This is a genomic window from Pseudomonas sp. TAE6080 (assembly GCF_018732265.1).
Taxonomy (GTDB): Bacteria; Pseudomonadota; Gammaproteobacteria; order Pseudomonadales; family Pseudomonadaceae; genus Aquipseudomonas; species Aquipseudomonas brenneri.
The window spans coordinates 70,010-96,244 of the sequence record NZ_JAHIDY010000009.1; the positions used below are offsets into that span (position 1 = coordinate 70,010).

Sequence of the window (26,235 nt, forward strand, 5' to 3'; positions counted from 1 at the left end):
CGCAGGAAATTCCCATGCACGCCCACCCTTCGCTCCCCGCTGCGCGTCGCATCCTCGCCGTCGAGGATGACCCGGTGCTCGCCGCCCATCTGGACAGCCACCTGGGCCAGCGTGGCTTCGAGGTCACGTTGCGCCAGAACGGTGGAGAAATCGTCGAGCTGGTGCGCGCCCAGCCTTTTGACCTGATCCTGATGGATATCATGCTGCCAGGCAGCAGCGGCCTGGAGGTGCTCGCGCAACTACGCCGGCATCAACGGGTGCCGGTGATCCTGATGTCAGCCCTCGGCGCCGAACAGGATCGCATCACCGGGTTCAGCCAGGGGGCCGACGATTACCTGCCCAAACCGTTCAGCATGTTGGAAATGGATGTGCGCATCGATGCGATCCTGCGTCGCGTGGCCTATGAACATGAGGTGCCCGGCACGGCGCGCAATGAGGACCCACAGCTGACGTTCGACGAGCAACGCAACGATGTCAGCCTCAATGAGCAGTGGGCCGACCTGACCACGACCGAGTATCGGGTACTGGAAACCCTGGTAGCCCATGTCGATGAGGTGCTGACCAAGGCATTCCTGTACCAGCAGGTGATGCACCGTGCCTATTCCCGGCATGATCGCAGCCTGGACATGCATGTCAGCCGCATCCGCCGCAAGTTGCAGGCCATCGGCTACACCGCCGGACGCGTGGAGACGGTCAGGAGCACCGGCTACATCCTGACCCGGCTGGCGCCATGAGGCTGCCCCACCGTCATTCGCTGTTGTGGAAACTGATCGGCCTACTGGCGGTGCTGTGCCTGCTGGTGGTCAGCCTGCAAGTGGATGTGAGCCAGCGTATCCAGGAAGCCACTGCGCGCTTGCCCGCGCCCACCCGGCAGATTCTTACCGATTATGCGCAGCAGGCCGAAGCCGCCTGGCATGAGCGCGGCGCGGCGGGCGTCGACGAGTTCCTGAATACCTTGCGCACCCGGGAGCAGGTGTGGGCGGTGGTGGTGGATGAGCACCATTCGCTGTCTTCCCAGGCACTGACCACGCTTGAACGGCGCAAGTTGGATTTCGTGCGCCGGATCGACTGGCCGGTGGGTCGCCCCGGTGGCCGGCCAACGTTTTATATCCCGTTCAGCGATGGCCAATCGCGGCTGGTGATGGAGTTGCCCTTGCACCTGGACCCGCGCAAGGACAATGGCCGCTGGAACATCCTCCTGCAACACGTACTGCCGGCCTCACTGGCGCTGTTGTTCGGCGTGCTGTTGTACCGGGTGCTGATTTCGCCGCTGGTGATCCTGCGGCGCCAGGCCAATGCGCTGAGCGCCGGTGACCTGGCGTCACGGGTCGGGCCCCAGGTGACACGCCGCCGCGATGAGCTGGGTGAGTTGGCCCGGGCCTTCGACCATATGGCCGAGCGCCTGGAGAGCACCGTGGTCCTGCAGCGGCGCTTGCTGCGGGACTTGTCCCACGAACTGCGTACGCCCTTGAGCCGGTTGCGGGTGGCCGGTGAGCGCGAGCCCGACCCTGCTGCATTGCGCCAACGCCTGGAGCGCGAAGTGCAAGGCATGGAACGTTTGATCGGCAGCACCCTGGAGCTGGTCTGGCTGGATACCGAACGCCCGTCGATGCCGGTGGAAGCGGTGGAGATGGAGCCGTTGTGGGACCTGTTGCGCGAAGACGCCTGTTTTGAAAGCGGCTGGTCGAGCGAGCGCCTGCCTTGCGAGCTGCCCGCAGGCGTTTGGGTGCTGGGCAACCTCAATGGCCTGGCCCAGGCCCTGGAAAACATCCTGCGCAATGCTATCCGCCACTCCCCTGAACAGGGTGTGGTGCGCTTGACCGGTAAGCTTGAGGGCGATTTCTGGCACCTGTGCATTCAGGATCAGGGCCCGGGGATCGAGCCGGACAAGCTGGAACAGATCTTCCTGCCCTTCACCCGCCTCAATGCCGCCCGCCCGGGCGGTGACGGTTATGGCCTGGGTTTGTCGATTGCGCGCAGCATCGTGCAGTTGCAGGGCGGCACGTTATGGGCGCAAAACACCACGCCCGGCCTGTGCCTGCATCTGCGGCTCAAAGTGTATAAGTTGTAAATTGCGTTTACTCCCATATGAGAATCACTAGCATTGGCGCCATGAGTTACTTGTGACCAACTCGATCCCAAAGGGGTTGTGTTGCCTGATCTGGCCCCGATGAGCCCACCATGAAAAGCAAATCCCCTGCCTGGCCGACACTCTCGCGGATTGTCGCCGCGCTGATCGGCGGCTACCTGTTTACCTATGCGTTTACCGCCGCCCTGGCGCGCCTGTTGCCCATGGACAAGGTTGATGCCCTGGTCGTCGCGACCCTGCCTTCTTTCCTGGTCTACACCCTGGTAATCCTCTGGGCCTTTGCCTGTCGCAACGCCTGGCGCGCCTGGGCCGGAGTGGTCCTGGCGCTGCCATTGGCCGCCATCGGGTTCTGGCCACAATGGCGCGAGGTGCTGGGATGAAACACAAGACCCTGACTCAATCCATGGCCTGGCTGCACACCTGGAGCGGGCTGATTTTTGGCTGGCTGCTGTTTGCGATCTTCCTCACCGGCACCCTGGCGGTGTTCGACAAGGAAATCGACGGCTGGATGCGCCCGGAAGTCCCCACCACCAGCCTGTCGCAAAGCGCTGCCGCGCAGCAGGCCCTCGGCTACCTGGCGCGCCAGCATCCCGAGGCGAAGACCTGGAACATCGGCTTGCCTGGCGAGCGTTCCGACACCCTGACGGTATCGGCCGGCGAGCAACGCCGTGGCGGCGGTACCGCGCTCGACCCACACACCGGCGAGCCCCTGGCCGTGCGCGAAACTGCCGGTGGCGGGTTCTTCTTCCGCTTCCACTTCACCCTCAACCTGCCGCGTGACCTGGGGATCTGGACCGTCGGCCTGGCGGCCATGGCAATGCTGGTGGCGCTGATCAGCGGGATTGTGATTCACAAGAAGTTCTTCAAGGACTTCTTCACCTTCCGCCCCGCCAAGGGCCAACGCTCCTGGCTTGATGCGCACAATGCGACGGCGGTGCTGGTGCTGCCGTTTCACCTGATGATCACCTATACCGGGCTGGTGATTTTCTACCTGATCTACATGCCGGCGGCGGTGGATGCCCTGTTTGATGGCGATCGCGACAACCTGGGCCGCGCCCTGCGCGGTGCGCCCGCTGAACAACAGGCGCGCGGCGAACGCCCCACACGTAGCGAAGCCGCCGAGTTGACGGCGCTGGAACCGCTGCTGCTCGCAGCGGAGCGAGCCATGGGGCCAGTGTCCAGTCTGTCGATCCACAACCCGGGCCGCAGCGACGCGCGTATCGAGGCGCGCCCGGTGCTGGGCAACCGCATCGAACTGACCAAGGGCCAGAGCATGCTGTTTGACGGGGTCAGCGGTGAGATCCTGCGCCAACCCGCCGTCAGCCGGCCGAGCCTGCTGACCCAAAAGGTCATGGCCGGCCTGCACTTCGCCCAGTTTGGCGGCTACTCGATGCGCTGGTTGTACTTTGTCTGCGGCCTGGCCAGTTGCGCGATGCTGGCGACCGGTGTGGTGCTGTTTACCGTCAAGCGCCGCCGTCGCCACGATGGCGAAGGGGCTGTCGGCGCCCTGCTCTACCACGTCGCCGAACGCCTGAACGTGGCAGTGGTAGCCGGTTTGATGGTGGCATGCGTGGCCTTCCTGTGGGCCAACCGCTTGCTGCCGGTGGAACTGGCCCAACGCGGTGGCTGGGAGGTGCGGGTGTTTTTCCTGGTGTGGCTGTTGAGCCTCGGCCACGCCATTGTCCGTCCGTGGCGCAGTGCCTGGCGTGAACAACTGGCGCTGGCGGCTGCGCTGTGTATCGGCCTGCCGGCACTGAATCTGCTGGGAGACAGCAGGGGTGATTACTTCTACCTGGAATTGACCACCGTCGCCCTCGGCCTGATGCTGGCCTGGCCGTGCTGGAAGCTGTGCCAGGCGCCCAAGGAGCGTGCCCCACGGCGCGTAGGCAAGCAACCTGTGGCAGAGGCCAACTGAGATGGCATTGATAGCAGCGTTGTTGCTGGCCTGCGGTGGAATGCTGGGCTTATGCCTGGGCTTGGAACGGCATTACAAACAACTCTGGCAACGCCTGCCCTCGCCCATGCTGCGGCGTGGCTTACGGGGGGTGGGTTGGGTGCTGCTGACGGCCAGCTTTGCCGTGAGTGTGCAGGTGTGGGGCTGGGCCATGGGGCCGGTGGCGTGGTTTGGGTTGATTTCACTGGCGGGGCTGGGTGTGGCGTTTTTGCTGCCTTACAGCACCCGCTGATTGCACGAGCTGGCTTGCCTGCGATGACCATGGGTGGCTACACAGCTCTGTTCTTCTTGGGGTTGTGTACCTATCCGTTTTTTGTGTAACGGCGACTAAGATCAACAGCAAGAGCAAAAGCAAAGTGCGGAGCTACTTACCTGTGGGAGCGGGCTTGCTCGCGATGGCAGCCGATAGGTCGCCGCAGAGTGTCAGGTACCCAACGTCATCGTTAGCGACCATCGCGAGCAAGCCCGCTCCCACAGGGGATGCGGTCGCTTCATAGATCAGGTCGGCTCTAAGGCCGCCTCGCTTTGTTTTTGATCTTAGGCGCCCCGTTAAACCACGCTGGCCGTCATCGCGGGCAAGCCCACTCCCACACAAGCCCTTCCTACAGGGAAAAATAACGCTTTGGGTCGGCTCAGTGAACGACAGCCCGGGTCACCAAAAAACTCAACAACTGCGGCTCGTCTTCCAGTTCAATCGCCTGCACCGGGCGCGGCAAGTGGTCCAGCACGCTGCGCCAGAACGCCTGGGAGGCCTCGTCCTGGTCGTAGAAACGCACCAGCCAGTCAGCCTCGCCGCTGGTCAATACCTGAGTGGCCACGGCACGGCCAATGCCCTTGCGGCGATAGCGCTTGAGGATAAACAGGTCCGCCAGCTCCAGGGCGTTGATTCCCGCCAGCTCGCTGCGTTCGATCAATAGAAAACCGGCGATATAACCGTCGACCAGCAACAGATTGGCGCTCCACTGCGGGTCTTGCCAGTAGCGCGACAAGTGTTCTTCGTGGATATAGAAACGGCCGTCCGCCTCGACGTCTTCCTGTTCCCAATCCGAGGATTCATAGGCATAGAACTGGTAGAGGTTGCGGATCAGCTCGGCCTGTTCAGGACCGGTTTGGATCAGTTCAACGGTGGTGTCACTCATGGCAGGGCTCACGCGGGCGGGGCGCCACAGTAGCGAAGGGCGGCGCCCCAGGCAAGCCGCTAGCCTCCAGCGACGACCTGCTGCCTGGCCTGGGGTGCCGCGCTCAACCACTGCTCCAACTCACGATGGACCTGTGGCGCCAGCAGTTGCCGGTCAGCCATCCATTGGTCGTTGAATACCGTGTCCAGGTACTTTTCACCGCCATCGCACACCAGCGCCACGATCACGCTGTGGGCCGGCGCGTGCCGTGCCTCGCGCAGGGCCTGGTAGATAACTCCGCCTGCCGAGCCGCCCAGCAGCAAGCCGTAATGCCGGGCCAGGTAGCGTGCGGTTTCAAAGGCCTGGGCATCGCTGACGGTGAGACCTTTATCGATCAGTGCATAGTCGACCACGGCACCGATTTCCGCGCCTTCGGGGGTGCCGGTACCGGATTGGTGATACGGCGCACCGGGGCCGCCGAAGATCACCGACCCACAGGGTTCGACACCAATCACCTGCAGGCCACGGGCATGGCGTTTCAAGGCGCGCGCAGTGCCGCACAGCGAGCCGCCGGTACCGACGGCGCCCACCAGGTAGTGGATTTCGTCCCCCAGCGCCGCGCGCAATTCCGCTGCCAGCGCCGTGTAGCCATTGGCATTCGCCGGGTTGTGGTGCTGGCGGGTCCAGTAGGCGCCCTGCTCGTTGGCGATACGCTCGGCGGTGGCATCACGGTCGGCGGTAGCCAGACCGCCACCGGGATCGCCAACCCGCACCAACTGCGCACCAAAGGCCTGCATGGCCCGCAGTTTGTCGGGGCTGGCGTGTTCGTCAACCACTGCGGTGAAGCTATAACCGCGCTCGGCGGCGAGCAACGCCAGGCCCAACCCGGTGTTGCCCGAGGTCGATTCGACAATCCGTCCACCCGGCTTGAGCTGCCCCGAGGCCTGTGCCTCATCGAGCATCTGCCGGGCCATGCGGATCTTGGCGGTGCCGGTGGGGTTGAATTGCTCCAGCTTGAGCAGCACGCAGCTGCCGTTTTCAGTGACGCATAATTTGAGCAGCGGCGTATCGCCGATCAGTTCGGACAGGCAAGTCTTGATCATGACAACCTCTGGGCAGTATGAAAAACAGGCGCGGCGCTTAGCCGGCCAGGGCCGCGACGGCGCGTTGCAAGCTGGCGAGAAACGCCTGGTTTTGCTCGACCAGGCCCAGGGACACGCGAATGAAACCGGTGTACCCCGGCTCGCGCCAGGCCTTGACGATGATCCCGTCCTTGAGCAGTTCTTCGACCACTTCCAGGGCATTGCAGGCGGTATCGACAAACAGGAAATTGGCCTGGGACGGCGCCACGCGAAAACCCGCAGCCTGTAGCCCCAGGGCCAGGCGCTGGCGCTCGATCGTGATGAATTCGCGGCTGCGCACCACGTGCGCCTGGTCAAGCCAGGCGGCCTGGGCAGCCTCCTGGGCCGGTTGATTGACGTTGTACGGCGTGCGCACCCGGTGCAGCGCGTCGATCAGGCTGGGATGCGAGGCAATGCCATAGCCGATCCGCAGCCCCGCCAGCCCGTAGGCCTTGGAGAATGTGCGCAGGATGATCCACGGCCGCGTCTGCGCGCCCAGGATCGCCAGGGCGTCGGCGCCGTCCTCGACGAATTCGAAGTAGGCCTCGTCGATCACCAGCAAGGTATCGGGATGGGCGGCGGCGACCAGCTCAGTCAGTTCAACCGACGATAGCGCTGTCCCTACCGGGTTGCAGGGCGTGCTCAGCATCAGCATCTTCGCCGGTGGCTGGAGGGCCGCAGTCCAGGCCGGCAAGTTGAGGCTGAAGTCATCGTTGAGCGACACCTTGTCCACCTGCGCCCCCATCATCAACGGCAGGCTTTCATGCAGGCTGAAACAAGGCTGCTGGGTGACGACCCGATCCTGGGGATCGAGCAGTGCCAGGCACAGCAATTCGAGGATGTTTTCCGAACCGTTGCCGAGGATGATCCTGGCCGGATCGATATCCAGCTGCCCACCGATCAGCAGTCGCAATGCCCGGCCGCTAGGGTCGGGATAACGCTCCAGCCCTGCCCCGCCCTGACGCGCAAGCGCAGCGGCGGCGGCCGGCGACACGCCCAGGGGGTTTTCGCAGTTGGACAGCTTGGTCACCGTTGGCGTACCGAGCTTACGTGGATCGGCACCCGGGTCGTACAGGGGCAAGCGCCGCACGCTGGGCCGCACCAGCGCTTCAATGCGGTGGGCGGGGTTGTCTTGATGCATTGAACACCTCCTTGTTATGACAGTGCGATGGCGCCCGCGCGGTCCAGCGCCTTGAGTTGCCGTTCAAACGAGACGATCAGCAGCAGCGCCGTGGCCGCCAGGCCTATCGCCAGCCCGGCCCATACGCCAAAGATGCCGTAGGGACTGACGATGCCCAGCAACCAGGCGGCGGGCAGCCCCACCAGCCAGTAGCCGAACAGCGAAATACGCAACGGCCCCGCCGTATCGCCGATACCCCGCAAGATGCCGTTGCCGATGTTCTGGCTGGCATCAAAGATCTGCAGGACGATGGCGATCAGCAAACCGGTGGCCATCAGGCTCACTGCATCCTGGTTGTTGGCGTGTTCGGTGCTGATAAACAGGCCGATCACCTGTTCGGGCAGCAGTGCATAGGGAATCGCAAACAGCAGCATGACCACCACGCCGAGCCCCAGCCCCAGGCGCCCCAGCTGCCGGGCGCGCTGATACTGCCCGGTGCCGCAGGCCTCGCTGATATGGATCGAGGCCGCGTGGGAGATCCCCGCCGAAAACATGAACACGATGTAGATGATCTGGTTGAGCACGGTCTGCGCCGCCAGCGCTTCCATGCCCAGGGTGCCGATCAGCAGGGTCAGCACGCTGAAGAACCCGGCCTCGCTGGCATAGGTCCCGGCAATCGGCAGTCCGAGCTTCCACACGGCCTTGATCGCTGTCGGCGAAAAACTCAGCTGTGCAAGCTTGAAGTAGCCGGCCAGGCGCCGGTGGGTCAGCACCACCACGAGGAACATCAGGAACGACAGCAGGAACACCACCGCGCTGGTGATTGCCACCCCTGCCAGCCCATAGGCCGGCAGGCCCAGTTTGCCGAACACCAGCACGTAGTTCAGTGCCGCCGTAAGAACGATCGACACCAAGGTGATTGCCAGCAACGGGCCGGGGAACTTGAGGCCGACCGTGAAGTGGCGCAGCGCCTGGAACCACAGGCACGGCAACAGGCCTGGGGCAATAATCAACAGGAAGTCCATGGCACCCGCCACGACGCTGGCGTCCTGGCCCAGCCATGTCAGTGGTTGGCGCAACGCCAACAATACGCCCATAAACACCAGGCCACTGACGGTGGCCCAGAACAGCCCCGCCACCAGCAGCGCACGCACTTGAGCCTCATCGCCCCTGGCGTTGGCTTGCGCCACCAGGTTGCTGACGCCCGTGACCAGCCCGGTGCCGGTGGTGCGCAACTGGTTGAACAGGGCGAGTGCCAGGCCACCGGCTGCCAGCTCCTTGGCGCCCAGGGTGCCGAGCACCACGATATCGATGGTGGTCAGGGCCACATACGCCAGGTTGGTCAGGATCAGCGGCAGTGCCAGTAGCAACAGTGCCCGGCTGTCAGCGCGCCAGGCGCCAGGTTGCACGGTATTCAAGCCGACCATAGGTTGACCCTCTGCCCACGGTTCTGCGCCAGCGCGCGATCGGCCATCAAGCGGCCGAGGGCGACATCGGTCACCACCATGCCGCTGTTGTAGGCAAACACCACATCATCGCGATGGCGCCGTGCGGGCGCCAGGCCCAGGAGGATATCCGGCAGTTCGGCGTCCACCTCGGGCAGGCTGCCGTCGGCCGCCGCAAGGTCGGCGCTGGTGACCTGCATCTGCGCGATGTCGGTGGCGATGCGGTAGTCAGCGCCATGCAGCACGTCGGCATCGATGCCATAACCGACCAGCACCGCCACAGCGCCAGGCTTGAGCCAGGCCCGCTGCACTTGCTGGCGCGCCGAAAGCCCGGCGACGCCGAGGATGATATCGGCCTCGCCAGCCGCCGCCTGCAAGTCGTCGACCACGATCACATCGCGCAACGGATAGTGTTTGTGCAGGTTGTCCCGCACCGCGCGCAGGCCCTCGGCGTAGTGCCCATAGACATACAAACGCTCCAGGTCCGGCATGGCCGCCAGCAGCATGGGCAGCGCCACCTGGCCCTGCACACCGGTGCCGACCACCAGGGCGCTGCGGGCATCCGGGCACGCGGCCCTGGCCATCAACGCCGAAGTAGCCGAGGTGCGCAGCGGCCCGAGCTTGACCACATCCATCAAGGCAATCGGGCGGCCGGTGCGGTCATCACACAAGAAGATAAACGAGTGGAATTGATAGGCATCACGGGTGCGCTGCGGATCATGTTCGTAGACCACCTTGAAACCCACGGTTTGGCTCGCGCCATCGCGGCCGACCATCGAGTAGCTGATGGAGCGCCGGTCTGCCGGTTCGACAATGGTCTTGAGCGGGTTCTGCGAATCGCCGCTGCGCAAGGCCTTGTATGCCTGTTCGACCACCTGCAGCACTTCGCGGTAACTCACCCCCAGGTCTTCGAGCGCGGCCTGGGGCAATACCCATAGATCGGCGGGGGCAGCGGGTTTGTTCAAACGGTTCACTCAAGGCTCCTTATTGAATGGTTTTAACGCTCACGCCAGGCTGTCCAGCTTCCAGCGCAGGTGTTGATTACGCAGTTCCACCACCACTTTGTGGGGCAATGGGGCTTCGTGAAATGGCGACTCGTTGGAGTCCATCTGATAGCCGGCGGTATTGAGGTAGATCAGCAAGTCGCCGGCCTGGATCGGGCAGTCGAAGGCGACTTTGCGCCAGGTCAGCATGTCCGACTCCAGGCAGGTGGCTCCGCCGATACAGGCGACAAAGGGCGACGGCGCCCGTGGCGTTGCCGGCAGCAGCAGTGGGTCAGGCAGGAACTCGCTGTTGAACCATTGTTCGGAGAGGCTGAAGCTGCTGCCCTGCACGGTGACCAGTGCATACCCGTCGCTGGCGCTGCGGTCCTTGACGCCCTGCACGCGGAACACACTGATGCCGGCCTGGTCGAGCAAGGCGCGGCCAGGTTCAATGATCAGGCGCACCCCGTGTTCGATGACCTTTTGCGCCAGGCTCAGGCCAGGGCTGACGGGCGTGGCGAGGATATCGTCGAGGGCCTCGGCCCCGGCGCGCAACGCACCATAGGGATAGAACCCGGCAAACCCTTTTTCCCCGTGATAACCCTCGGCACAGTCCTCGGCCATAAAGGCCCGCCACTGCGCCGGGTCGACATAACGCACGGCAAAACCACCACCCAGGTTGACCGTGCGGCAATTGTCCAACTCACTGGCCTGGCACAGATCGATCAAGTGGCTGGCGACTTGCGCCCGCTGCGCGGTGTCATAACCGCCCAGGTGAAAGGAAAAGCCTTGCAGGTCCAGGTTCGCCACATGCTGGCGGCAGAACACCAGGGCCTGGTCGCACTCCCGGGCATTCAAGCCGAAACGGCTGTGGGGCTGGCTGCTGGGGCAATAACGCAACAACAGGTGCGCCCGTTGTCGCATCGATTGCGCCAACTGTTGGATACGCAGTAGCTCCTCCAGCGAATCCACCGCTAGCAGGCACTGGTGGCTCAAGCCCAACCCCAGCAACTGATCACTCTTGCGCGGGCCGGACACGCCGATATCAGCGCCGGCAACCCCGCCCGCCAAGGCCTTTTGCAACTCACCGACGCTGGCCACATCCACGCCAATCGCACACTGCGCGCAGGCCTGGATAAAGCAGTTGGCCTTGTTGGCCTTCTTGGCAAATAACAGGCTGCCGCGTACCTGGGCGTCGGTGAAGCTGTGCTGGAAGGCCTCGACATTGGCGTGAAAGATCTGCGGGCACAGCAGATGCAATGGCGAGCCAAGGCCGTCGACCAGTTCGGTCAATCGGGTGCGGTGCTGATCGAGCAGCCGCTCGACCCACAGGTGGCGCAGGCCGGGCAATGAGCTGGAATGGGTCATCGGTCTAGAACTCGAATTTGGCCGAAAGGAACACTTCGCGCTCGCGCCCCACATCCAGCCCACCCTGGTAATAGGCGCTGGCGTAGTAGTACTTGTTGGTCAGGTTCTTGCCGTGCAGGCGGTAGGTCACCGGGGTATCCGCCAGTTTCGAGCGGTAGCTGACGCCGGCATCGAGCAAGGTGTAGCTGGGGATGTAGCCGCTGTTCTGTGGATCCACCGGGCGGCTGCCGACGTAGCTCAAGGTGCTGTCCAACGACAGACCAGGCACGGCGGCCACGCTATACAGGGCACCGACCGCACCTTTCCACTTGGGCACGCTTTCGGTGCGTTTGCCTTCGACCGTGACGTCATCGACATCTTCCATGCGCGTGGACAGATAAGCCGCATTGGCGGTGAGTGTCAGGGCATCGGTGACGCGGTTGGACAGGGTCAGCTCGGCGCCACGGTGGTGAAATTCACCATCGCTGACGTAAGTGTTGCTGGTATTCAGGTAACTGGCCTTGCGCCGGATATCGAACACCGCCAGGCCCAGGTTCAGGCGATCATTGAGGTCCAGCTTCAGGCCGACTTCGTACTGCTGGGACTCGATGGCGTCCGTGGGCTGGTTGGCATTGGTCGCGTTGTAGGGTGCGTAGTCGCCCTTTTCAAAGCCTTTGGAGTAGCTGACGTAGGTCATCAGGCTGTCCCAGGGCCGATAGATCAGCGCGGCGCTGGGCACGAATACGTTGTGGCTTTGCGCCGGCGCCTTGGCCGAGAGATGATCGGCGCGGTACCAGATATAGCGCCCACCGAGCATCACCTGGAACTGTTCGTTCAGGGAAATCAGGTCGCTGGCAAAGACCGAGGTTTCCTTGATGGAGGACACAAAGTCGGTGGGCTGCTCCGGGCCGAAATGCCATTTCGGCGGGTTGACCGGGTGCCGGATGTTGCCTACCGAGACGTCACCGATGCTGATGCCCGGAGTGCCGCTGTCCACCGAATCCCAGAACGGGCTGACATCCTTGAATTGCTTGTAGCCGGTGCCGAAGAACACGTCGTGATAGATGTTGCCGGTGGCGAACTTGCCGGCCAGGTACGACTGCAGCGACCAGGTGCTGAACACTTCGCCACGGGACACGTAAAAGTCCGCCGAGCCAATATCACCGTTGGGCTTGATCCCGAACAGGTCGTTGTAGCCGCCGTGGCGCTCGACCCGCGAATAGTTGCCCTGGGTCACGGACGTCCAGTTGTCATCGAGTTCGTACTCGAACTTGGCGTCGAGGTTGGCGCCTTCGGTCTGGTGGCGGAACCAGGAACCGGTCAGCAGATCCCGGCGATTGACCTTGGGCGGCAGTACATAGCTGGACGGATCCAGCGGATTGGCGCGGCCACTCTGGTCGGCACGCAGCAATGGGTCCGAGACCGTGGATTTACGCGACCAGTCCGCGTTGAGTTGCAACAGCGCACGATCACTCAAGCGAAAATCGGTGGCCAGGCCAATGAACTTGCGCTCCATGTCGCGGGCGTGATCGAAGTCACCGTTTTTTTCATAGCCGGCATTCAGGCGATAGCCAAAGGCGCCGTCGTTGAATGAGTCACTCGTATCAATCGCCACATAGCGGCCGAGCAACGACGAGCCTTGCACGCTGACATTGAGCAGCGGCTCCAGGGTCGGGCGCTTGAGGATGTAGTTGATGGTGCCGCCCGGCGAGTTGAAACCGTAGAGAAAGCCCGACGGGCCCTTGAGCACATCGATGCGCTCGACGTTTTCCAGGGGCACATCGTGGTGCGGTGCCAGGGTCAGGCCGTCGCGGCGGATGGTGTTGAAGTTGTCCATGGCAAAGCCGCGCAGGCGGAAGTTGTCAAACCCACTACCGCCTGAAGCACTGAGCACCGAAGGGTCGAGGCTCAGCACGTCCACGGCGGTGCGCGCGGAGCTGTCGGCGATGGTCTTGCTGGAGTAACTCTGGATGGCCAGGGGGATTTCCATGGCGTCCTTGGCGCCAAAACCACCGGCATTCACTTCCAGCGCCTTGTTCAGCGGTGCGCTGACCCGGGTGGCTTCAAGCTCGGTGACCGACTCTTCGCGATCTTCTGCGGCGACGGCGGGCAAGCCAGTGAGCGAGGACATCAGCCCCACTGCCAACAATGTGGGAAACCGTGGAGCAATCCCGTGCAACTGGTTCATCTGCAATCCCTTGAGCCAAAAATAAACGAGCCGATCTCAGGCATGAAGATACATGAGAATCGTTATTGATGGATACAATATAACATTTCTATTTGCCGAACAATCGCACAATCATTCAATACCCGCTGTCGCGCTGCCATTAAGGTCAGGCCTTTCCTGGATCACCTGAGATGACTGCCATGCCCTCCTACACCGCCATCAACTTTGCGCACAAATACAGCCTGTTCAGCGAGCAATGGACACCCAAGGTCGTCGCGCAGATGAACGACTACCAATTCAAGGTGGTGAAGATCGAGGGGGATTTTGTCTGGCACAGCCACGCGGATACCGACGAGACCTTTATTGTCCTCGACGGCGCGCTGCGTATTGATTTTCGCGATGGTGCGGTACAGATCGGCGCCGGCGAGATGTTTGTGGTGCCCAAGGGCGTCGAGCACAAACCGTATGCCGAGGGTGAGGTGAAATTACTGCTGGTCGAGCCCTGCGGTGTGGTGAATACCGGTGATCAGGGCGGCGAGCGGACCATGCTCAATGATGTGTGGATCTAGATCACCACATTGCGGATGAAGCGCACCGCCACGACCCCCTCATTGCGATAGGCATGGGGCTGGTGGCTGGGGAACATAAAGAACTCGCCGGCGGCGATGGTGGTTTCGACATCGCCCACCACCAGGGTCAGGCTGCCCTCGAACACAAACAATTGCGTGCTCCAGCCTTCCAGGTCGGGGTCCGGGCAATAGCGGTCGCCCGGTTCCAGGCGCCACTCCCACAGTTCAACCTCACGCCGGGCGGTAGCCTTGGCCAGTAGCACGGCTTTGCTGCCATCGATTTCCCCGGTCCAGGCCAGTTCGTTGATGCGGCTGTGGTCACGGGCATCGGGCGCCTGGATCAGGTCGCTGAAGGCCACGTCCAACGCTTCGGCCACACGGTCGAGGGTGGACAGGCTGACGTTCTTTTCACCCGCCTCGATGGCCACCAGCATGCGCCGGCTGACCCCGGATTTTTCCGCCAGGGCCGTCTGGCTCAATTCGGCCGCGTGGCGCAGGCGACGAACGTTCTGGCTGACGTGCTGCAGGACCGAAGCCCGTTGCGAATTTTCTTTGTGCACTATATTGCTCACTCGGTGGGTTTGCGCAGTATACTGCCCAGCTGCGGCGCATTGTGCGTTCCGCGCCCCTCCTGTGCAAGACCAGAGCCGCCATGACCACCTCGACCTCCTCCGCACTGTTTTCCCGTTTCAGCAAAGCCGAATGCGTGCTGGTGCTGATCACCATGATCTGGGGCGCAACCTTTATCCTGGTGCAACATGCCATGACCGTCAGCGGGCCGATGTTCTTTGTCGGCCTGCGTTTCGCGGCAGCGGCGCTGGTGGTGGGCCTGTTTTCCCTGCGCAACCTGCGCGGCCTGACGTTGTTTGAACTCAAGGCCGGGGCCTTTATCGGCACCGCGATCATGTTTGGCTATGGCCTGCAAACCATTGGCTTGCAAACGATCCTCAGCAGCCAGTCGGCGTTCATCACCGCGCTCTACGTGCCTTTTGTCCCGCTGTTGCAATGGCTGGTGCTGGGGCGGCGCCCGGGCTTGATGCCGAGCATTGGCATCATGCTGGCCTTCGCCGGCCTGATGCTGCTGACCGGCCCCGCCGGCGCCTCACTGAATTTCAGCCCCGGTGAAATCGCGACCCTGATCGGTGCCATTGCGATTGCCGCCGAAATCATCCTGATCAGCGCCTACGCCGGCCAAGTGGATGTACGCCGGGTGACGGTGGTGCAACTGGCCACCGCGTCGCTGCTGTCGTTCCTGCTGGTGGTGCCTACGGGCGAAGCCTTGCCGGGCTTTTCCTGGTTACTGCTGTTCATCGCCATGGGCCTGGGCTTGACCAGCGCGGTGATTCAACTGGCGATGAACTGGGCGCAGAAAAGCGTCTCGCCGACCCGCGCCACCTTGATCTATGCCGGCGAGCCAGTCTGGGCCGGGGTGATCGGACGGATCGCCGGTGAGCGCTTCCCGCCGATTGCCATGCTGGGGGCGGTGTTGATTGTGGCGGCGGTGATTGTCAGTGAGATGAAGACCCGGCAACAGAAGTCCACTGGTAGGAGCGAGCTTGCTCGCGAAGAACGTTAACGATGAAGCGGGTAACCTGATGCCCCGCAGCGCTCTCAGGTTTTTCGCGAGCAAGCTCGCTCCTACACAGGGACAGATAAGGGTTTTCGGTGCATCTTGTAGGATCCTGCCACAGCTTGCCGTTTGGTAATCCGGTTTCCGGCACGTATGATGCATCCCAAACCACTGCAGATTAGAAGCCTATGTCCCTGATAGTTCTACTGCTTCTGCCTTTTATCGGCAGCTGTCTGGCGGCCTTGCTGCCGCATAACGCACGTAATACTGAATCCCTGCTGGCCGGCCTTGTGGCCTTGGTTGGCGCTGTACAAGTCGCCCTGCTCTACCCCCAGATCGCCGACGGTGGCGTGATCCGCGAAGAATTCTCCTGGCTGCCCAGCCTGGGCCTGGATTTCGTGTTGCGCATGGATGGTTTCGCCTGGTTGTTCTCGCTGCTGGTATTGGGCATCGGCAGCCTGGTGTCTTTGTACGCCCGCTATTACATGTCGCCGGATGACCCGGTGCCGCGTTTCTTTGCGTTTTTCCTGGCGTTCATGGGCGCGATGCTCGGGTTGGTGATCTCCGGCAACCTGATCCAGATCGTGTTTTTCTGGGAACTGACCAGCCTGTTCTCGTTCCTGCTGATCGGCTATTGGCACCACCGTTCCGATGCGCGCCGGGGTGCCTATATGGCGCTGATGGTCACCGGTGCGGGTGGTTTGTGCCTGCTGGCGGGGGTCATGCTGCTCGGCCATGTCGTCGGCAGTTACGATCTGGACCAGGTGCTTGCCGCCGGCGACCAGATCCGTGCCCACTCCCTCTACCCCATCCTGCTGACGTTGATCCTGATCGGCGCCCTGAGCAAAAGCGCGCAATTCCCCTTCCACTTCTGGCTCCCCCACGCCATGGCCGCACCGACGCCCGTGTCGGCCTACCTGCACTCGGCCACGATGGTGAAGGCCGGCGTGTTCCTGCTGGCCCGCCTGTGGCCCTCGCTGTCGGGCAGCGAAGAATGGTTCTGGATGGTCGGTGGCGCCGGTGCCCTGACCCTGTTGCTCGGCGCGTATTGCGCGATGTTCCAGAACGACCTCAAGGGCCTGCTGGCCTACTCCACCATCAGCCACCTGGGCCTGATCACTCTGCTGCTGGGCCTCAACAGCCCGCTGGCCGCCGTCGCGGCAGTGTTCCATATCCTCAACCACGCCACGTTCAAGGCTTCGCTGTTCATGGCAGCAGGCATCATCGACCACGAAAGCGGCACCCGCGATATCCGCAAGCTCAGCGGCCTGGTGCGCCTTATCCCGTTTACCGCGACCCTGGCCATGGTCGCCAGCGCTTCCATGGCCGGGGTGCCGCTGCTCAACGGCTTCCTGTCCAAGGAAATGTTCTTCGCCGAAACGGTATTTATTTCCTCGACCCAGTGGGTGGAAATTGCCCTGCCGGTGATCGCGACCATCGCCGGTACCTTCAGCGTGGCCTATGCCCTGCGCTTCACCGTGGATGTGTTCTTCGGCCCGGCGGCCACCGACCTGCCGCACACCCCGCACGAACCGCCACGCTGGATGCGCGCGCCGGTGGAACTGCTGGTGTTCACCTGCCTGCTGGTGGGGATCTTCCCGGCCCAGGTGGTGGGTTCGATCCTTGCCGCCGCCGCCCTGCCGGTAGTCGGCGGTGTATTGCCCCAATACAGCCTGGCGATCTGGCACGGCTGGAACGCGCCGATGATCATGAGCCTGGTGGCCATGACCGGTGGTGTGGTCCTGTACCTGCTGTTGCGCAAGCAACTCAAGCGCGGGCGCTTCAAGTACCCACCGATCATCAGCTACTTCAATGGCAAGCGCATGTTCGAGCGCTGCCTGGTGGTGATGATGCGCAGTGTGCGCCGGCTCGAAAAATACATCAGCACCAAGCGCCTGCAGACCCAGTTGTTCCTGCTGGTGCTGGCGGCGGCGGTCGTCGGGATGATCCCGATGCTGGGCAACAGCCTGAGCTGGGGCGACCGGCCGAAGATTCCCGGGTCCATCGTCTTCGTCACCCTGTGGCTGCTGGCGATTGCCTGTGCCCTGGGCGCCGCCTGGCAAGCCAAGTATCACCGGCTGGCAGCCCTGACCATGGTCAGCGTCTGCGGCCTGATGACCTGCGTGACCTTTGTCTGGTTCTCTGCGCCGGACCTGGCATTGACGCAACTGGTGGTCGAGGTGGTGACCACCGTGCTGATCCTGCTGGGCCTGCGCTGGCTGCCACGGCGGATCGAAGAAGTCTCGCCACTGCCTAGCTCGTTGCGCAAGGCACGCATCCGCCGCCTGCGCGACTTGCTGCTGTCGACCGTGGTCGGTGGCGGCATGGCGCTGTTGTCCTATGCCATGCTGACCCGCCAGACCCCCAACGACATTTCCTCGTTCTACCTCAGCCGTGCCCTGCCTGAAGGCGGCGGCAGCAATGTGGTGAATGTGATGTTGGTGGACTTCCGGGGCTTCGATACCCTGGGCGAAATCACCGTGCTGGGCGCCGTGGCCTTGACGGTCTATGCGCTGCTGCGCCGCTTCCGCCCGCCCAAGGAAAGCGAGCAACTGCCCGCGCAACAGCGGCTGTTGGCACCGGACGTGGACACCGACCTGGTCAACCCACGCCAGGCCAGCGACACCGCCCTGGGCTTTATGATGGTGCCTGCCGTGCTGGTGCGCCTGCTGCTGCCGATTGCCCTGGTGGTGTCGTTCTACCTGTTCATGCGCGGCCACAACCAGCCGGGCGGCGGGTTTGTCGCAGGCCTGGTGATGTCGGTGGCGTTTATCCTGCAATACATGGTCGCCGGTACCCAGTGGGTCGAGGCGCAGATGAACCTGCGGCCGCTGCGCTGGATGGGCTTCGGCCTGTTGTCGGCGACATTGACCGGCTTGGGCGCACTGTTCTTCGGCTACCCGTTCCTGACCACCAGTACCCTGCACCTGAGCTTGCCGGTGCTGGGCGACATCCATATCGCCAGCGCGCTGTTCTTCGACGTGGGCGTATACGCGATGGTGGTCGGTTCGACCCTGCTGATGCTCACCGCCCTGGGTCACCAATCGGTGCGGGCCCATAAACCCGGCAACCAGGCGAAAGCCGCCGCCAACCCACAAGGAGCTGCCGCCTGATGGAAGAAGTCATCGCAATTGCCATTGGGGTCCTGGCGGCCTCCGGCGTCTGGCTGGTGCTGCGGCCACGGACCTTCCAGGTGGTGATGGGCCTGTGCCTGTTGTCGTATGGGGTCAACCTGTTCATCTTCAGCATGGGCAGCCTGTTTATCGGCAAGGAGCCAATCATCAAGGACGGCGTGCCCCAGGACCTGCTCAATTACACCGATCCCCTGCCCCAGGCCCTGGTGCTGACGGCGATTGTGATCAGCTTCGCCATGACCGCGCTGTTCCTGGTGGTGCTGCTGGCGTCCCGGGGCCTGACCGGCACTGACCATGTGGACGGCCGGGAGCCCAAGGAATGAGCTGGATGAACCAACTGATCATCGCGCCGATCCTGCTGCCGTTGCTGACCGCCGCGCTGATGCTGATGCTGGGCGAGAAACACCGCCCGCTCAAGGCCAAGATCAACCTGCTGTCGAGCATGACCGGCCTGGGCATCGCGATGCTGATGCTGTACTGGACGCAAAAAGGTGGCCCCGCCTCCATCGGCGTGTACCTGCCGGGCAACTGGCAGGCGCCGTTCGGCATCGTGCTGGTGGTGGACCAACTGTCTGCGTTGATGCTGGTGCTCACCGGGATCATTGGCGTTAGCGCCCTGCTGTTCGCCATGGCCCGCTGGGACCGCGCCGGTACAAGCTTCCACGCGCTGTTCCAGATCCAGTTGATGGGCCTCTACGGCGCCTTTCTCACCGCTGACCTGTTCAACCTGTTCGTATTCTTCGAGGTGCTGCTGGCGGCCTCCTACGGCCTGATGCTCCATGGCTCGGGCCGGGCGCGGGTGTCGGCGGGGCTGCATTACATTTCGATCAACTTGCTGGCCTCGTCACTGTTCCTGATTGGCGCGGCGCTGATCTACGGCGTCACCGGCACCCTGAATTTTGCTGACCTGGCGCTGAAGATCCCGCTGGTCCCGGAAGCCGACCGCGGCCTGCTGCATGCCGGCGCGGCGATTCTTGCCACGGCGTTCCTGGCCAAGGCCGGGATGTGGCCGTTGAACTTCTGGCTGACGCCGGCCTACTCCGCGGCCAGCGCGCCGGTGGCGGCGATGTTTGCGATCATGACCAAGGTCGGCGTGTACACCGTGTTGCGCCTGTGGACCCTGCTGTTTTCCGGGCAAGCCGGCGCTTCGGCGCTGTTTGGCGGCGACTGGCTGGTGTACGGCGGCATGGCAACCATTCTCTGCGCCGCCCTGGCCATGCTCGCCGCCCAACGCCTGGAGCGCATGGCCAGCCTGAGCATCCTGGTCTCGGCCGGCATCCTGCTGTCGGCGGTAGGCTTTGCCCAGCCCAGCCTGACCGCTGGCGCGCTGTTTTACCTGGTCAGTTCGACCCTGGCCTTGAGCGCGCTGTTTTTGCTGGCCGAACTGATCGAACGCTCGCGCTCGTCCAATGAACTGCTGCTGGACGATGAAATCGAAGCGTTGCCAAGGCCCATGGAAACCCTGCATCCGCCCAAGGGCACCAACCTCGACGATGAGCAAAAGGCCGTGGTCGGCCAAGTCATCCCGTGGACCATGGCTTTCCTCGGCTTGAGCTTTATTGCCTGTGCCCTGCTGATCATCGGCATGCCGCCGCTGTCGGGGTTTATCGGCAAGCTCAGCCTGCTCAGCGCCCTGATCAACCCGCTGGGCCTGGGCCATGCCGTAGGTGAGCCGATCCGTCCGGCAGCCTGGGGCCTGGTCGCGCTGTTGATTTTCTCGGGCCTGGCCTCGCTGATCGCCTTTGCCCGACTGGGCATCCAGCGCTTCTGGACCCCGGAAGAACGGCCTTCACCGCTGCTGCGCCGCTTGGAGTGCGTGCCGATCTTCGTCCTGCTCGGCCTGGCGATTGGCCTGACCTTCAAGGCAGAGATGCTCATGCGCTTTACCCAGGACACCGCCAACCGCCTCAACAACCCCGAGCACTATGTGATGGCCGTCATGGCCACTCGCCCAGTGCCCAGCCCGCAAGCCCAGGCCGCCGCCGTGGAGGTGCAGCCATGAAACGCCTGTTCCCTGCCCCGTTGCTGTCATTGGCGTTGTGGGTGCTGTGGCTGGTGCTGAACCTGTCGATCAGCCCCGGTAACCTGCTGCTGGGGGCGATCCTCGGCTTCCTCGCGCCGCTGATGATGGCGCCGCTGCGCCCACTGCCAGTCCGTATCCGCCGCCCAGGCGTGATCATTCGCCTGTTTTTCCTGGTCGGCCGCGATGTGATCGTCTCCAACCTGCTGGTGGCCTGGGGTGTGTTGACCTGTGGTTCGCGCCCTCCGCGCTCGCGTTTTGTCAAAATCCCCCTGGACCTGCGTGACGCCAACGGCCTGGCGGTGCTGTCGATGATCACCAGCGTGACCCCAGGCACCGTCTGGTCGGAACTGGCCCTGGACCGCAGCATCCTGTTGCTGCACGTGTTCGACCTGGATGACGACGCGCAGTTTATCGAGCACTTCAAGCAGGCCTACGAGCGGCCCCTGATGGAGATCTTCGAATGAGTGCCCTGCTCTCCAATGCGATCTTGGCCAGCCTGTTCCTGTTTTCCCTGGCCATGGTCCTGACCCTGGTACGCCTATTCAAGGGACCGTCGGCCCAGGACCGGGTCCTGGCCCTGGACTACCTGTATATCCTGGCCATGCTGATGATGCTGGCGCTGGGTATTCGTTACGCCAGTGATACCTACTTCGAAGCAGCGCTGCTGATTGCGCTGTTCGGCTTTGTCGGCTCGTTTGCCCTGGCCAAATTCCTGCTGCGTGGGGAGGTGATCGAATGATCAATGTCAGTGAACTGCCACTGTGGGTGGAAGTGCTCGTGGCAATCTTGCTGCTGCTCAGCAGCCTGTTTGCGCTGCTTGGCGCGATCGGCCTGCTGCGGATGAAGGACTTTTTCCAGCGCATGCACCCACCGGCGCTGGCCTCGACCCTTGGCGCCTGGTGCGTGGCGCTGGCGTCGATAATCTATTTCTCGACCCTCAAGTCCGGGCCGGTGTTGCACGGCTGGCTGATTCCGATCCTGCTGTCGATCACCGTACCGGTGACCACCCTGTTGCTGGCGCGCACATCGCTGTTTCGCAAGCGCATGGCGGGGGAAAATGTGCCGGCCGAGGTCAGCAGCCGCAGGACTGACAGCGGTAGCTGATCCCTCTGAATATACGCGGTAAACAATGTGGGAGCTGGCTTGCCTGCGATAGCGGTAGATCAGTCACTGATGTGTCAGCTGACAGTCTGCTATCGCAGGCAAGCCAGCTCCCACATTTTGGACGGTGCTGTGTCAGTCAGGCCCAGGCAACGACCAGCAACCCTGTGCCCAACACCAGGCACAGCGGCGAATAGAAAAACGTATCCAGCCGGGCAAACCGCGAGCCGCCAACCTTCTTGAAAAAACCCACCAGCTCCGAGTCCCCAATTGCCCGCGCAAACATGATCAAGGCAATCGCGCTGATCCCCCACTGCAAGGCCTGATGCCCCACCGGCTGAAAAAACAGCCCCGCCCGCAGGCACACCAGCAATGCAATCAGCACCAGCCCCACGGCCACCAGGAAGGTGCCCAGCGCCGACGGCTTGAACGCCGGTCGCGGCCCGCTGGCGAACTCGCCGGGCAGTTGCGGGATCGCCGCCGTACTGCCTAGCTTGCCGCCTGCGGCCCAGTACACATGGACCATGCTGATAAACGCAAATACCCCGACAACCCACCTCGCAATAACAAAGCTCATGGCTGGATACCCCTTAAAAAGTTCGAAAGAGGATAGTCCTTTTCAGATTTTTTGCAGGCATTTAGTCGTCTGGTGATAAAGTGCCGCCCCATGAAACTCGCCCGTGCCGACCGCTCGTTGATTGCCTGGATGCTCTATGGCTGCGTCCTGTTCAACGTGTTCGCCTGCAGTATTGGCCATGGGCAAATGGTCGGCATGCAGCTCAACGGCATTGGCGGCCAGTTCTGTACCGTAGACCCGCGCACCCAGGCGCCAGCCCCCGTAAACACGGGCGATGAGTCGCTGCCTACGCTGTCCAAGGCCTTCGGTTGCCCGCTGTGTTCCACCGGCGGCATGGGCCCGGCGCTCAACTCCAGCCTTAACGTCGCGGTCCTCCCCCAGCCTCAGGCGCCACCGCCAGCCGTGGTGGTCACGGCTGACATTCCCACCCGTTTTACCTGGCCTGCGGCTAATCCGCGCGCCCCACCCGCCTACGCCTGATACCTGCGCTTTCTGACCCGCATACCACGCTGCTTCCCCTGAGAAGCGCGGACGGCTGTGCGTTGCTTCCAAGCCATGCTTTTCAGGATTTATCGATGAAACATTTACCTCTACTGGCGGGCCTGTGCGGCTGCCTGCCTTTTGGCGCCTGGGCCCTTGAGCTGGCCCCCACCACCATTGACGGCGCCGCCGGCAACGAGCCAGGCCTGGCCCTGGACCAATCCAGCGGCATGGCCTCGCGCCTGGGCTTGAGCGTGCGGGAAACCCCGGCCTCCATCAGCATCGCCGACCGCAATGATATCGAGCGCCGTGGCGCCAAGACCTTCCAGGATGCGGCCAACACCCTGCCCGGGGTCAACGCCAGTGCGCCGCCGGGGTTTGGTGGATTTATCTCCTACCGGGGCTTTACCAGCAGCCAGATCACCCAGATGTTCAACGGCATCAACGTCGCCGGTGGCCTCGCACGGCCAGTGGATGCGTGGATTTATGACCGGGCGGAGCTGGTGGGCGGCCCCTCCTCGCTGATCAACGGCGCCGGCTCCGTGGGCGGCTCGCTGAACTACGTGACCAAGCTCGCCACCCGCGAAGAACAGGCCGTCGAAGGCCAGATCAACTATGGCAGCTACGACACCAGCGGCATCGCCCTGGGCCTGAACCACGCCCTGACCGAGCCCGGGGCCGAGGTGCAGCACTACGCGCGCCTGGATGTCAGCCGCAACACCAACCACACCCATATCGACCGCCAGCAACGCGAGGCCTGGAGCGTAGCCTTTTCCCTGCTCAGTGACCTCACGCCCAACCTGTCCCACACCCTGGCCCTGGAGTACCAGGACGAACACGAAGACAGCCCGTACTGGGGCACCCCGGTGCTCAACCCCAAGGCCGGCGAGCTGAAGATCGACAAGCACAACCGCTTCAACAACTACAACGTCGCCGATGGCCGCTACGAACAGCGGACAATTTGGGCCCGCTCGATCATCGACTACCGGATCAACGACAGCACCACCTTGCGCAACACCCTCTATCACCTGGACAGCCAGCGCGACTACCGCAACCTGGAGACCTACCAGTACAGCGCCGACAACAGCGTGGTGAACCGCTCGACGGCCTATCAGGTGCGGCATCAGGGCGAGCAGAACGGCAACCAGTTCGAGCTGCGCCATGACAACAGCCTGTTCGGCCTGACCACCACCTGGTCCGGCGGTTTCGAATACAAGGTCAACAGCACCACCGCCAGCCCGCTGAACGTGCCCGGCAAGAACACGGTGGACCCGAACCATTTCGATCCAGGGCATTTCTACGACCTCCCTGGCACCAAACCAGGCTTTATCAAGGACAAGACCACCGAAGTGACGACCAAGGCGCTGTTCGTCGAGAACCGCCTGGGCCTGACCGACAAACTGTCACTGCTGACCGGCCTGCGCTATGACGCCATCGACCTGGACGTGACCAGCCACCGTGACAATCAACCTAACGTCAAACGCCGTTGGGAGCCGGTCACCGGACGCGTTGGCCTGACCTACCAGTTCATCCCTTCGGCCAATGTCTATGTGCAATACAGCACCGCAGCCGAACAACCGACCAGCACCACCCAGGTGTTTGATGTGTCCACCGGCAAGCAATGGGAAGTGGGCAGCAAGTTCGATTACCTGGACGGTCGCGGTTCAGCCACCGTTGCCGCGTACCACATCGAGCGCAAGGACTTTGCCGTGACCGACCCACAAGACCCTACCCGCAGCCTTGCGGTGGGCGCACAGACGTCCAAGGGCATCGAGTTGGCCAGTTCGTTGCGCATTACCCCCAAGCTGTTGGCGGAAGGCAACTTCGCCTGGGTCGATGCGCAATACGATGACTTCAACGAGAAAATCGCCAGCGGCGCGGTGGTCTCGCGCAAGGGCAATACGCCGACCAACGTGCCGAAACGGGTGGCTAACCTGTGGCTGACCTATGACATCGCCCCCGCCTGGCAAGGCGGCGTGGATGCGCGCTATGTGGCACAGGTGTATGCCGACAACGCCAATACCCTGACTGTGCCGGCGTACACCCTGTTTGGCACGTTTTTGACCTACAAGGTCGATCAACACACCTCGGTGACAGGGCGGGTGCGCAACCTGACCAATGAGGTGTATGCGCAGTTTGCCCATGTGTCGCCGGCGTATTACCTGGGATCGCCGCGTACCTTCGAGTTGGCGGTGCAGACCAAGTTCTAAGGCTGGAATGCAGTTAAACCTGTGGGAGCGGGCTTGCTCGCGAATGCGGTGGGTCAGTCTATACATCTGGTGACTGACACTGCGCATTCGCGAGCAAGCCCGCTCCCACAGTTTGATCTTCATATGAACGGTTATTTGAGGCTGGCTTCGACCTTGGCGGCCACGTCCTCTGTCAGCCAGGCCTTCCACACCTGCGGATGCTCCTTGAGAAACGCCTGCGCCACTTCACGAGGCGGGGTGTGTTTTTCGCTCATTGTCGCCAGGGCCTGGTTGAGCGGTTCAATCGGGAAGTCGACCTTCTCAAAGAATTGCGCGATCTGCGGGTACTGCTGCTGGAACGGCGTGGACACGCCAATACTCAGCTTGGACGCCAACGACCGTGTCGGCTTGGGGTCGGGGTTGCCGGCATCGGTCAGGGTCTTCCAGGCCTCGGCATCGAACGGCGGCTCTTGCAGCTGGATCAACTTGTAGCGCCCCATCAGCGGCGTCGGCGACCAGTAGTAGAACAGGATCGGTTTGCCACGGCGGATCGACGAGGCAATCTCGGCATCCAGGGCCGCGCCTGAACCGCTGCGAAAGTTCACGTAGCTCGCGTCCAGCCCATACGCCTTGAGCTTCTGCTTGTTGACCACCTCCGAGGTCCAGCCAATAGGGCTGTTGAGAAACCGCCCCTTGCCAGGTGCCTCCGGGTCCTTGAACACGTCCTTGTAGCGCGCCAGGTCCTGTACGCTGCGCAGCTCAGGAGCCAGCGGCTTGATACCCCTGGCCGGGTCGCCCTTGATCACATATTCCGGCACCCACCAGCCTTCGGTCGCGCCCTTGACGGTATCGCCCAGGCCGACCACCTTGCCCTCAGTTTCAGCCTTGACCCACACCGGGCTGCGTCCCGCCCACTCCTCGCCGATCACCTGGATATCATTTTTGGCCAGGGCGGTTTCCAGGGTGATGGTGGTACCGGGCAAGGTGTCGGTGGGCAAGTCATAGCCCTTCTCGACGATAAACCGCAGGACTTCGGTGATCAGGCTGCCACTTTCCCAATTCAGGTCGGCAAAGTGGATAGGCGCCTGGGCAGCCGCTACCGGTACGGCCGCCATCGACAGGCCCAGAGTGGTAAGGGACGCTGCCAACAGCGCTCGAATTGCTTTCATGCCTTTGAACCTCGCGTTTACACAGCCATGACGGATGGCTTTGCTGTCACGCCGCGAAAGCCCCTGAGTAATTAAGTCC

25 protein-coding genes are annotated in these 26,235 nt (G+C 62.8%); 15 read left to right on the forward strand and 10 right to left on the reverse strand.

Annotated elements, in window-relative coordinates:
* Positions 1-14: 14 nt before the first annotated feature.
* From KL786_RS09145 to KL786_RS09165, 5 genes are all read left to right on the forward strand, one after another.
* Positions 15-734 carry a response regulator transcription factor gene (locus tag KL786_RS09145; protein WP_032861051.1) on the forward strand — a complete coding sequence of 240 codons (720 nt, stop codon included), beginning with the start codon at positions 15-17 and terminating at the stop codon, positions 732-734.
* Positions 731-2,071, forward strand: coding sequence for a sensor histidine kinase (locus KL786_RS09150; protein ID WP_215517390.1), 1,341 nt, complete (start codon positions 731-733; stop codon positions 2,069-2,071). Before KL786_RS09145 ends, KL786_RS09150 begins: the two co-directional genes overlap by 4 nt.
* Positions 2,072-2,181: 110 nt before the next feature.
* A complete protein-coding gene (locus tag KL786_RS09155) occupies positions 2,182-2,469 on the forward strand; it encodes a DUF3649 domain-containing protein (protein WP_215517391.1) in 288 nt (95 codons plus the stop codon).
* A complete protein-coding gene (locus KL786_RS09160) occupies positions 2,466-4,004 on the forward strand; it encodes a PepSY-associated TM helix domain-containing protein (RefSeq protein WP_215517392.1) in 1,539 nt (512 codons plus the stop codon). Before KL786_RS09155 ends, KL786_RS09160 begins: the two co-directional genes overlap by 4 nt.
* Position 4,005: 1 nt before the next feature.
* Complete coding sequence (locus KL786_RS09165) at positions 4,006-4,275, forward strand: DUF3325 domain-containing protein (RefSeq protein WP_215517393.1); 270 nt, start codon at positions 4,006-4,008, stop codon at positions 4,273-4,275.
* Between the two features lie 400 nt (positions 4,276-4,675).
* On the opposite strand, the gene KL786_RS09170 is transcribed toward KL786_RS09165, so the two are convergent.
* The 7 genes from KL786_RS09170 to KL786_RS09200 are packed head-to-tail and all read right to left on the reverse strand — an operon-like array spanning position 4,676 to position 13,365.
* Complete coding sequence (locus tag KL786_RS09170; RefSeq protein ID WP_032861055.1) at positions 4,676-5,182, reverse strand: GNAT family N-acetyltransferase; 507 nt, start codon at positions 5,180-5,182, stop codon at positions 4,676-4,678.
* 59 nt (positions 5,183-5,241) lie between these two features.
* Positions 5,242-6,264, reverse strand: coding sequence for a PLP-dependent cysteine synthase family protein (locus tag KL786_RS09175; RefSeq protein ID WP_215517394.1), 1,023 nt, complete (start codon positions 6,262-6,264; stop codon positions 5,242-5,244).
* A gap of 37 nt (positions 6,265-6,301) precedes the next feature.
* On the reverse strand, positions 6,302-7,423 hold the full coding sequence (hisC, locus tag KL786_RS09180; protein ID WP_215517395.1) for a histidinol-phosphate transaminase: 1,122 nt from the start codon (positions 7,421-7,423) through the stop codon (positions 6,302-6,304).
* Between the two features lie 14 nt (positions 7,424-7,437).
* A complete protein-coding gene (locus KL786_RS09185; protein ID WP_215517396.1) occupies positions 7,438-8,829 on the reverse strand; it encodes an MATE family efflux transporter in 1,392 nt (463 codons plus the stop codon).
* Complete coding sequence (locus KL786_RS09190; RefSeq protein ID WP_215517397.1) at positions 8,817-9,821, reverse strand: hypothetical protein; 1,005 nt, start codon at positions 9,819-9,821, stop codon at positions 8,817-8,819. Before KL786_RS09190 ends, KL786_RS09185 begins: the two co-directional genes overlap by 13 nt.
* Before the next feature lie 30 nt (positions 9,822-9,851).
* Positions 9,852-11,198, reverse strand: a complete 1,347-nt coding sequence (locus KL786_RS09195; RefSeq protein ID WP_215517398.1) for an alanine racemase — start codon at positions 11,196-11,198, stop codon at positions 9,852-9,854.
* Between the two features lie 4 nt (positions 11,199-11,202).
* Positions 11,203-13,365 (reverse strand): TonB-dependent siderophore receptor, encoded by a 2,163-nt coding sequence (locus tag KL786_RS09200; protein ID WP_215517399.1) that lies wholly within the window; start codon positions 13,363-13,365, stop codon positions 11,203-11,205.
* A gap of 179 nt (positions 13,366-13,544) precedes the next feature.
* On the opposite strand from KL786_RS09200, the gene KL786_RS09205 reads away from it, so the two are divergent.
* Complete coding sequence (locus tag KL786_RS09205; RefSeq protein WP_215517452.1) at positions 13,545-13,913, forward strand: cupin domain-containing protein; 369 nt, start codon at positions 13,545-13,547, stop codon at positions 13,911-13,913.
* Here the strand turns inward: KL786_RS09205 and KL786_RS09210 are convergent.
* A complete protein-coding gene (locus KL786_RS09210; RefSeq protein WP_215517400.1) occupies positions 13,910-14,473 on the reverse strand; it encodes a helix-turn-helix domain-containing protein in 564 nt (187 codons plus the stop codon). The two genes, KL786_RS09205 and KL786_RS09210, sit on opposite strands and share 4 nt — an antisense overlap.
* A 92-nt stretch (positions 14,474-14,565) precedes the next feature.
* Here KL786_RS09210 and KL786_RS09215 point away from each other — a divergent pair, with 92 nt between their 5' ends.
* The 7 genes from KL786_RS09215 to KL786_RS09245 all read left to right on the forward strand — a co-directional run bounded on the left by KL786_RS09215 (position 14,566) and on the right by KL786_RS09245 (position 21,744).
* Positions 14,566-15,489, forward strand: a complete 924-nt coding sequence (locus tag KL786_RS09215) for a DMT family transporter (protein ID WP_215517401.1) — start codon at positions 14,566-14,568, stop codon at positions 15,487-15,489.
* Positions 15,490-15,671: 182 nt separating this feature from the next.
* Positions 15,672-18,596: a monovalent cation/H+ antiporter subunit A gene (locus tag KL786_RS09220; RefSeq protein ID WP_215517402.1), complete on the forward strand. Its 2,925-nt coding sequence runs from the start codon at positions 15,672-15,674 to the stop codon at positions 18,594-18,596.
* Positions 18,596-18,940 (forward strand): Na+/H+ antiporter subunit C, encoded by a 345-nt coding sequence (locus KL786_RS09225; RefSeq protein ID WP_005789164.1) that lies wholly within the window; start codon positions 18,596-18,598, stop codon positions 18,938-18,940. Before KL786_RS09220 ends, KL786_RS09225 begins: the two co-directional genes overlap by 1 nt.
* The gene (locus tag KL786_RS09230) at positions 18,937-20,619 is read left to right on the forward strand and encodes a monovalent cation/H+ antiporter subunit D (RefSeq protein ID WP_215517403.1); all 1,683 of its coding nucleotides are present in this window, start codon (positions 18,937-18,939) and stop codon (positions 20,617-20,619) included. The genes KL786_RS09225 and KL786_RS09230 overlap by 4 nt, the downstream gene beginning before the upstream one ends.
* Positions 20,616-21,104, forward strand: coding sequence for a Na+/H+ antiporter subunit E (locus tag KL786_RS09235; protein ID WP_215517404.1), 489 nt, complete (start codon positions 20,616-20,618; stop codon positions 21,102-21,104). The genes KL786_RS09230 and KL786_RS09235 overlap by 4 nt, the downstream gene beginning before the upstream one ends.
* Positions 21,101-21,379, forward strand: a complete 279-nt coding sequence (locus tag KL786_RS09240; protein WP_032861066.1) for a K+/H+ antiporter subunit F — start codon at positions 21,101-21,103, stop codon at positions 21,377-21,379. Before KL786_RS09235 ends, KL786_RS09240 begins: the two co-directional genes overlap by 4 nt.
* A complete protein-coding gene (locus tag KL786_RS09245; RefSeq protein ID WP_215517405.1) occupies positions 21,376-21,744 on the forward strand; it encodes a Na+/H+ antiporter subunit G in 369 nt (122 codons plus the stop codon). Before KL786_RS09240 ends, KL786_RS09245 begins: the two co-directional genes overlap by 4 nt.
* 136 nt (positions 21,745-21,880) lie before the next feature.
* Here KL786_RS09245 and KL786_RS09250 read toward each other — a convergent pair whose 3' ends face one another.
* Positions 21,881-22,318 (reverse strand): DUF3995 domain-containing protein, encoded by a 438-nt coding sequence (locus KL786_RS09250; protein WP_215517406.1) that lies wholly within the window; start codon positions 22,316-22,318, stop codon positions 21,881-21,883.
* Between the two features lie 90 nt (positions 22,319-22,408).
* Between KL786_RS09250 and KL786_RS09255 the strand changes: the two genes are divergently transcribed.
* Together KL786_RS09255 and KL786_RS09260 are read left to right on the forward strand one after the other, a co-directional pair.
* Positions 22,409-22,798, forward strand: coding sequence for a DUF2946 domain-containing protein (locus KL786_RS09255; RefSeq protein WP_215517407.1), 390 nt, complete (start codon positions 22,409-22,411; stop codon positions 22,796-22,798).
* Between the two features lie 95 nt (positions 22,799-22,893).
* Positions 22,894-25,008, forward strand: a complete 2,115-nt coding sequence (locus KL786_RS09260) for a TonB-dependent receptor (protein WP_215517408.1) — start codon at positions 22,894-22,896, stop codon at positions 25,006-25,008.
* A gap of 131 nt (positions 25,009-25,139) precedes the next feature.
* Here the strand turns inward: KL786_RS09260 and KL786_RS09265 are convergent, their stop codons facing one another.
* Complete coding sequence (locus tag KL786_RS09265; RefSeq protein WP_215517409.1) at positions 25,140-26,156, reverse strand: ABC transporter substrate-binding protein; 1,017 nt, start codon at positions 26,154-26,156, stop codon at positions 25,140-25,142.
* Positions 26,157-26,235: the final 79 nt, after the last annotated feature.

Excerpts from the sequence above, each read along its gene's own strand:
- KL786_RS09145 (WP_032861051.1), top strand. The coding sequence starts at position 15 with ATGCACGCCCACCCTTCGCTCCCCGCTGCGCGTCGCATCCTCGCCGTC.
- KL786_RS09150 (WP_215517390.1), top strand. The coding sequence starts at position 731 with ATGAGGCTGCCCCACCGTCATTCGCTGTTGTGGAAACTGATCGGCCTA.
- KL786_RS09155 (WP_215517391.1), top strand. The coding sequence starts at position 2,182 with ATGAAAAGCAAATCCCCTGCCTGGCCGACACTCTCGCGGATTGTCGCC.
- KL786_RS09160 (WP_215517392.1), top strand. The coding sequence starts at position 2,466 with ATGAAACACAAGACCCTGACTCAATCCATGGCCTGGCTGCACACCTGG.
- KL786_RS09165 (WP_215517393.1), top strand. The coding sequence starts at position 4,006 with ATGGCATTGATAGCAGCGTTGTTGCTGGCCTGCGGTGGAATGCTGGGC.
- KL786_RS09170 (WP_032861055.1), bottom strand. The coding sequence starts at position 5,182 with ATGAGTGACACCACCGTTGAACTGATCCAAACCGGTCCTGAACAGGCC.
- KL786_RS09175 (WP_215517394.1), bottom strand. The coding sequence starts at position 6,264 with ATGATCAAGACTTGCCTGTCCGAACTGATCGGCGATACGCCGCTGCTC.
- hisC (WP_215517395.1), bottom strand. The coding sequence starts at position 7,423 with ATGCATCAAGACAACCCCGCCCACCGCATTGAAGCGCTGGTGCGGCCC.
- KL786_RS09185 (WP_215517396.1), bottom strand. The coding sequence starts at position 8,829 with ATGGTCGGCTTGAATACCGTGCAACCTGGCGCCTGGCGCGCTGACAGC.
- KL786_RS09195 (WP_215517398.1), bottom strand. The coding sequence starts at position 11,198 with ATGACCCATTCCAGCTCATTGCCCGGCCTGCGCCACCTGTGGGTCGAG.
- KL786_RS09200 (WP_215517399.1), bottom strand. The coding sequence starts at position 13,365 with ATGAACCAGTTGCACGGGATTGCTCCACGGTTTCCCACATTGTTGGCA.
- KL786_RS09205 (WP_215517452.1), top strand. The coding sequence starts at position 13,545 with ATGCCCTCCTACACCGCCATCAACTTTGCGCACAAATACAGCCTGTTC.
- KL786_RS09215 (WP_215517401.1), top strand. The coding sequence starts at position 14,566 with ATGACCACCTCGACCTCCTCCGCACTGTTTTCCCGTTTCAGCAAAGCC.
- KL786_RS09220 (WP_215517402.1), top strand. The coding sequence starts at position 15,672 with ATGTCCCTGATAGTTCTACTGCTTCTGCCTTTTATCGGCAGCTGTCTG.
- KL786_RS09225 (WP_005789164.1), top strand. The coding sequence starts at position 18,596 with ATGGAAGAAGTCATCGCAATTGCCATTGGGGTCCTGGCGGCCTCCGGC.
- KL786_RS09230 (WP_215517403.1), top strand. The coding sequence starts at position 18,937 with ATGAGCTGGATGAACCAACTGATCATCGCGCCGATCCTGCTGCCGTTG.
- KL786_RS09235 (WP_215517404.1), top strand. The coding sequence starts at position 20,616 with ATGAAACGCCTGTTCCCTGCCCCGTTGCTGTCATTGGCGTTGTGGGTG.
- KL786_RS09240 (WP_032861066.1), top strand. The coding sequence starts at position 21,101 with ATGAGTGCCCTGCTCTCCAATGCGATCTTGGCCAGCCTGTTCCTGTTT.
- KL786_RS09245 (WP_215517405.1), top strand. The coding sequence starts at position 21,376 with ATGATCAATGTCAGTGAACTGCCACTGTGGGTGGAAGTGCTCGTGGCA.
- KL786_RS09250 (WP_215517406.1), bottom strand. The coding sequence starts at position 22,318 with ATGAGCTTTGTTATTGCGAGGTGGGTTGTCGGGGTATTTGCGTTTATC.
- KL786_RS09255 (WP_215517407.1), top strand. The coding sequence starts at position 22,409 with ATGAAACTCGCCCGTGCCGACCGCTCGTTGATTGCCTGGATGCTCTAT.
- KL786_RS09260 (WP_215517408.1), top strand. The coding sequence starts at position 22,894 with ATGAAACATTTACCTCTACTGGCGGGCCTGTGCGGCTGCCTGCCTTTT.
- KL786_RS09265 (WP_215517409.1), bottom strand. The coding sequence starts at position 26,156 with ATGAAAGCAATTCGAGCGCTGTTGGCAGCGTCCCTTACCACTCTGGGC.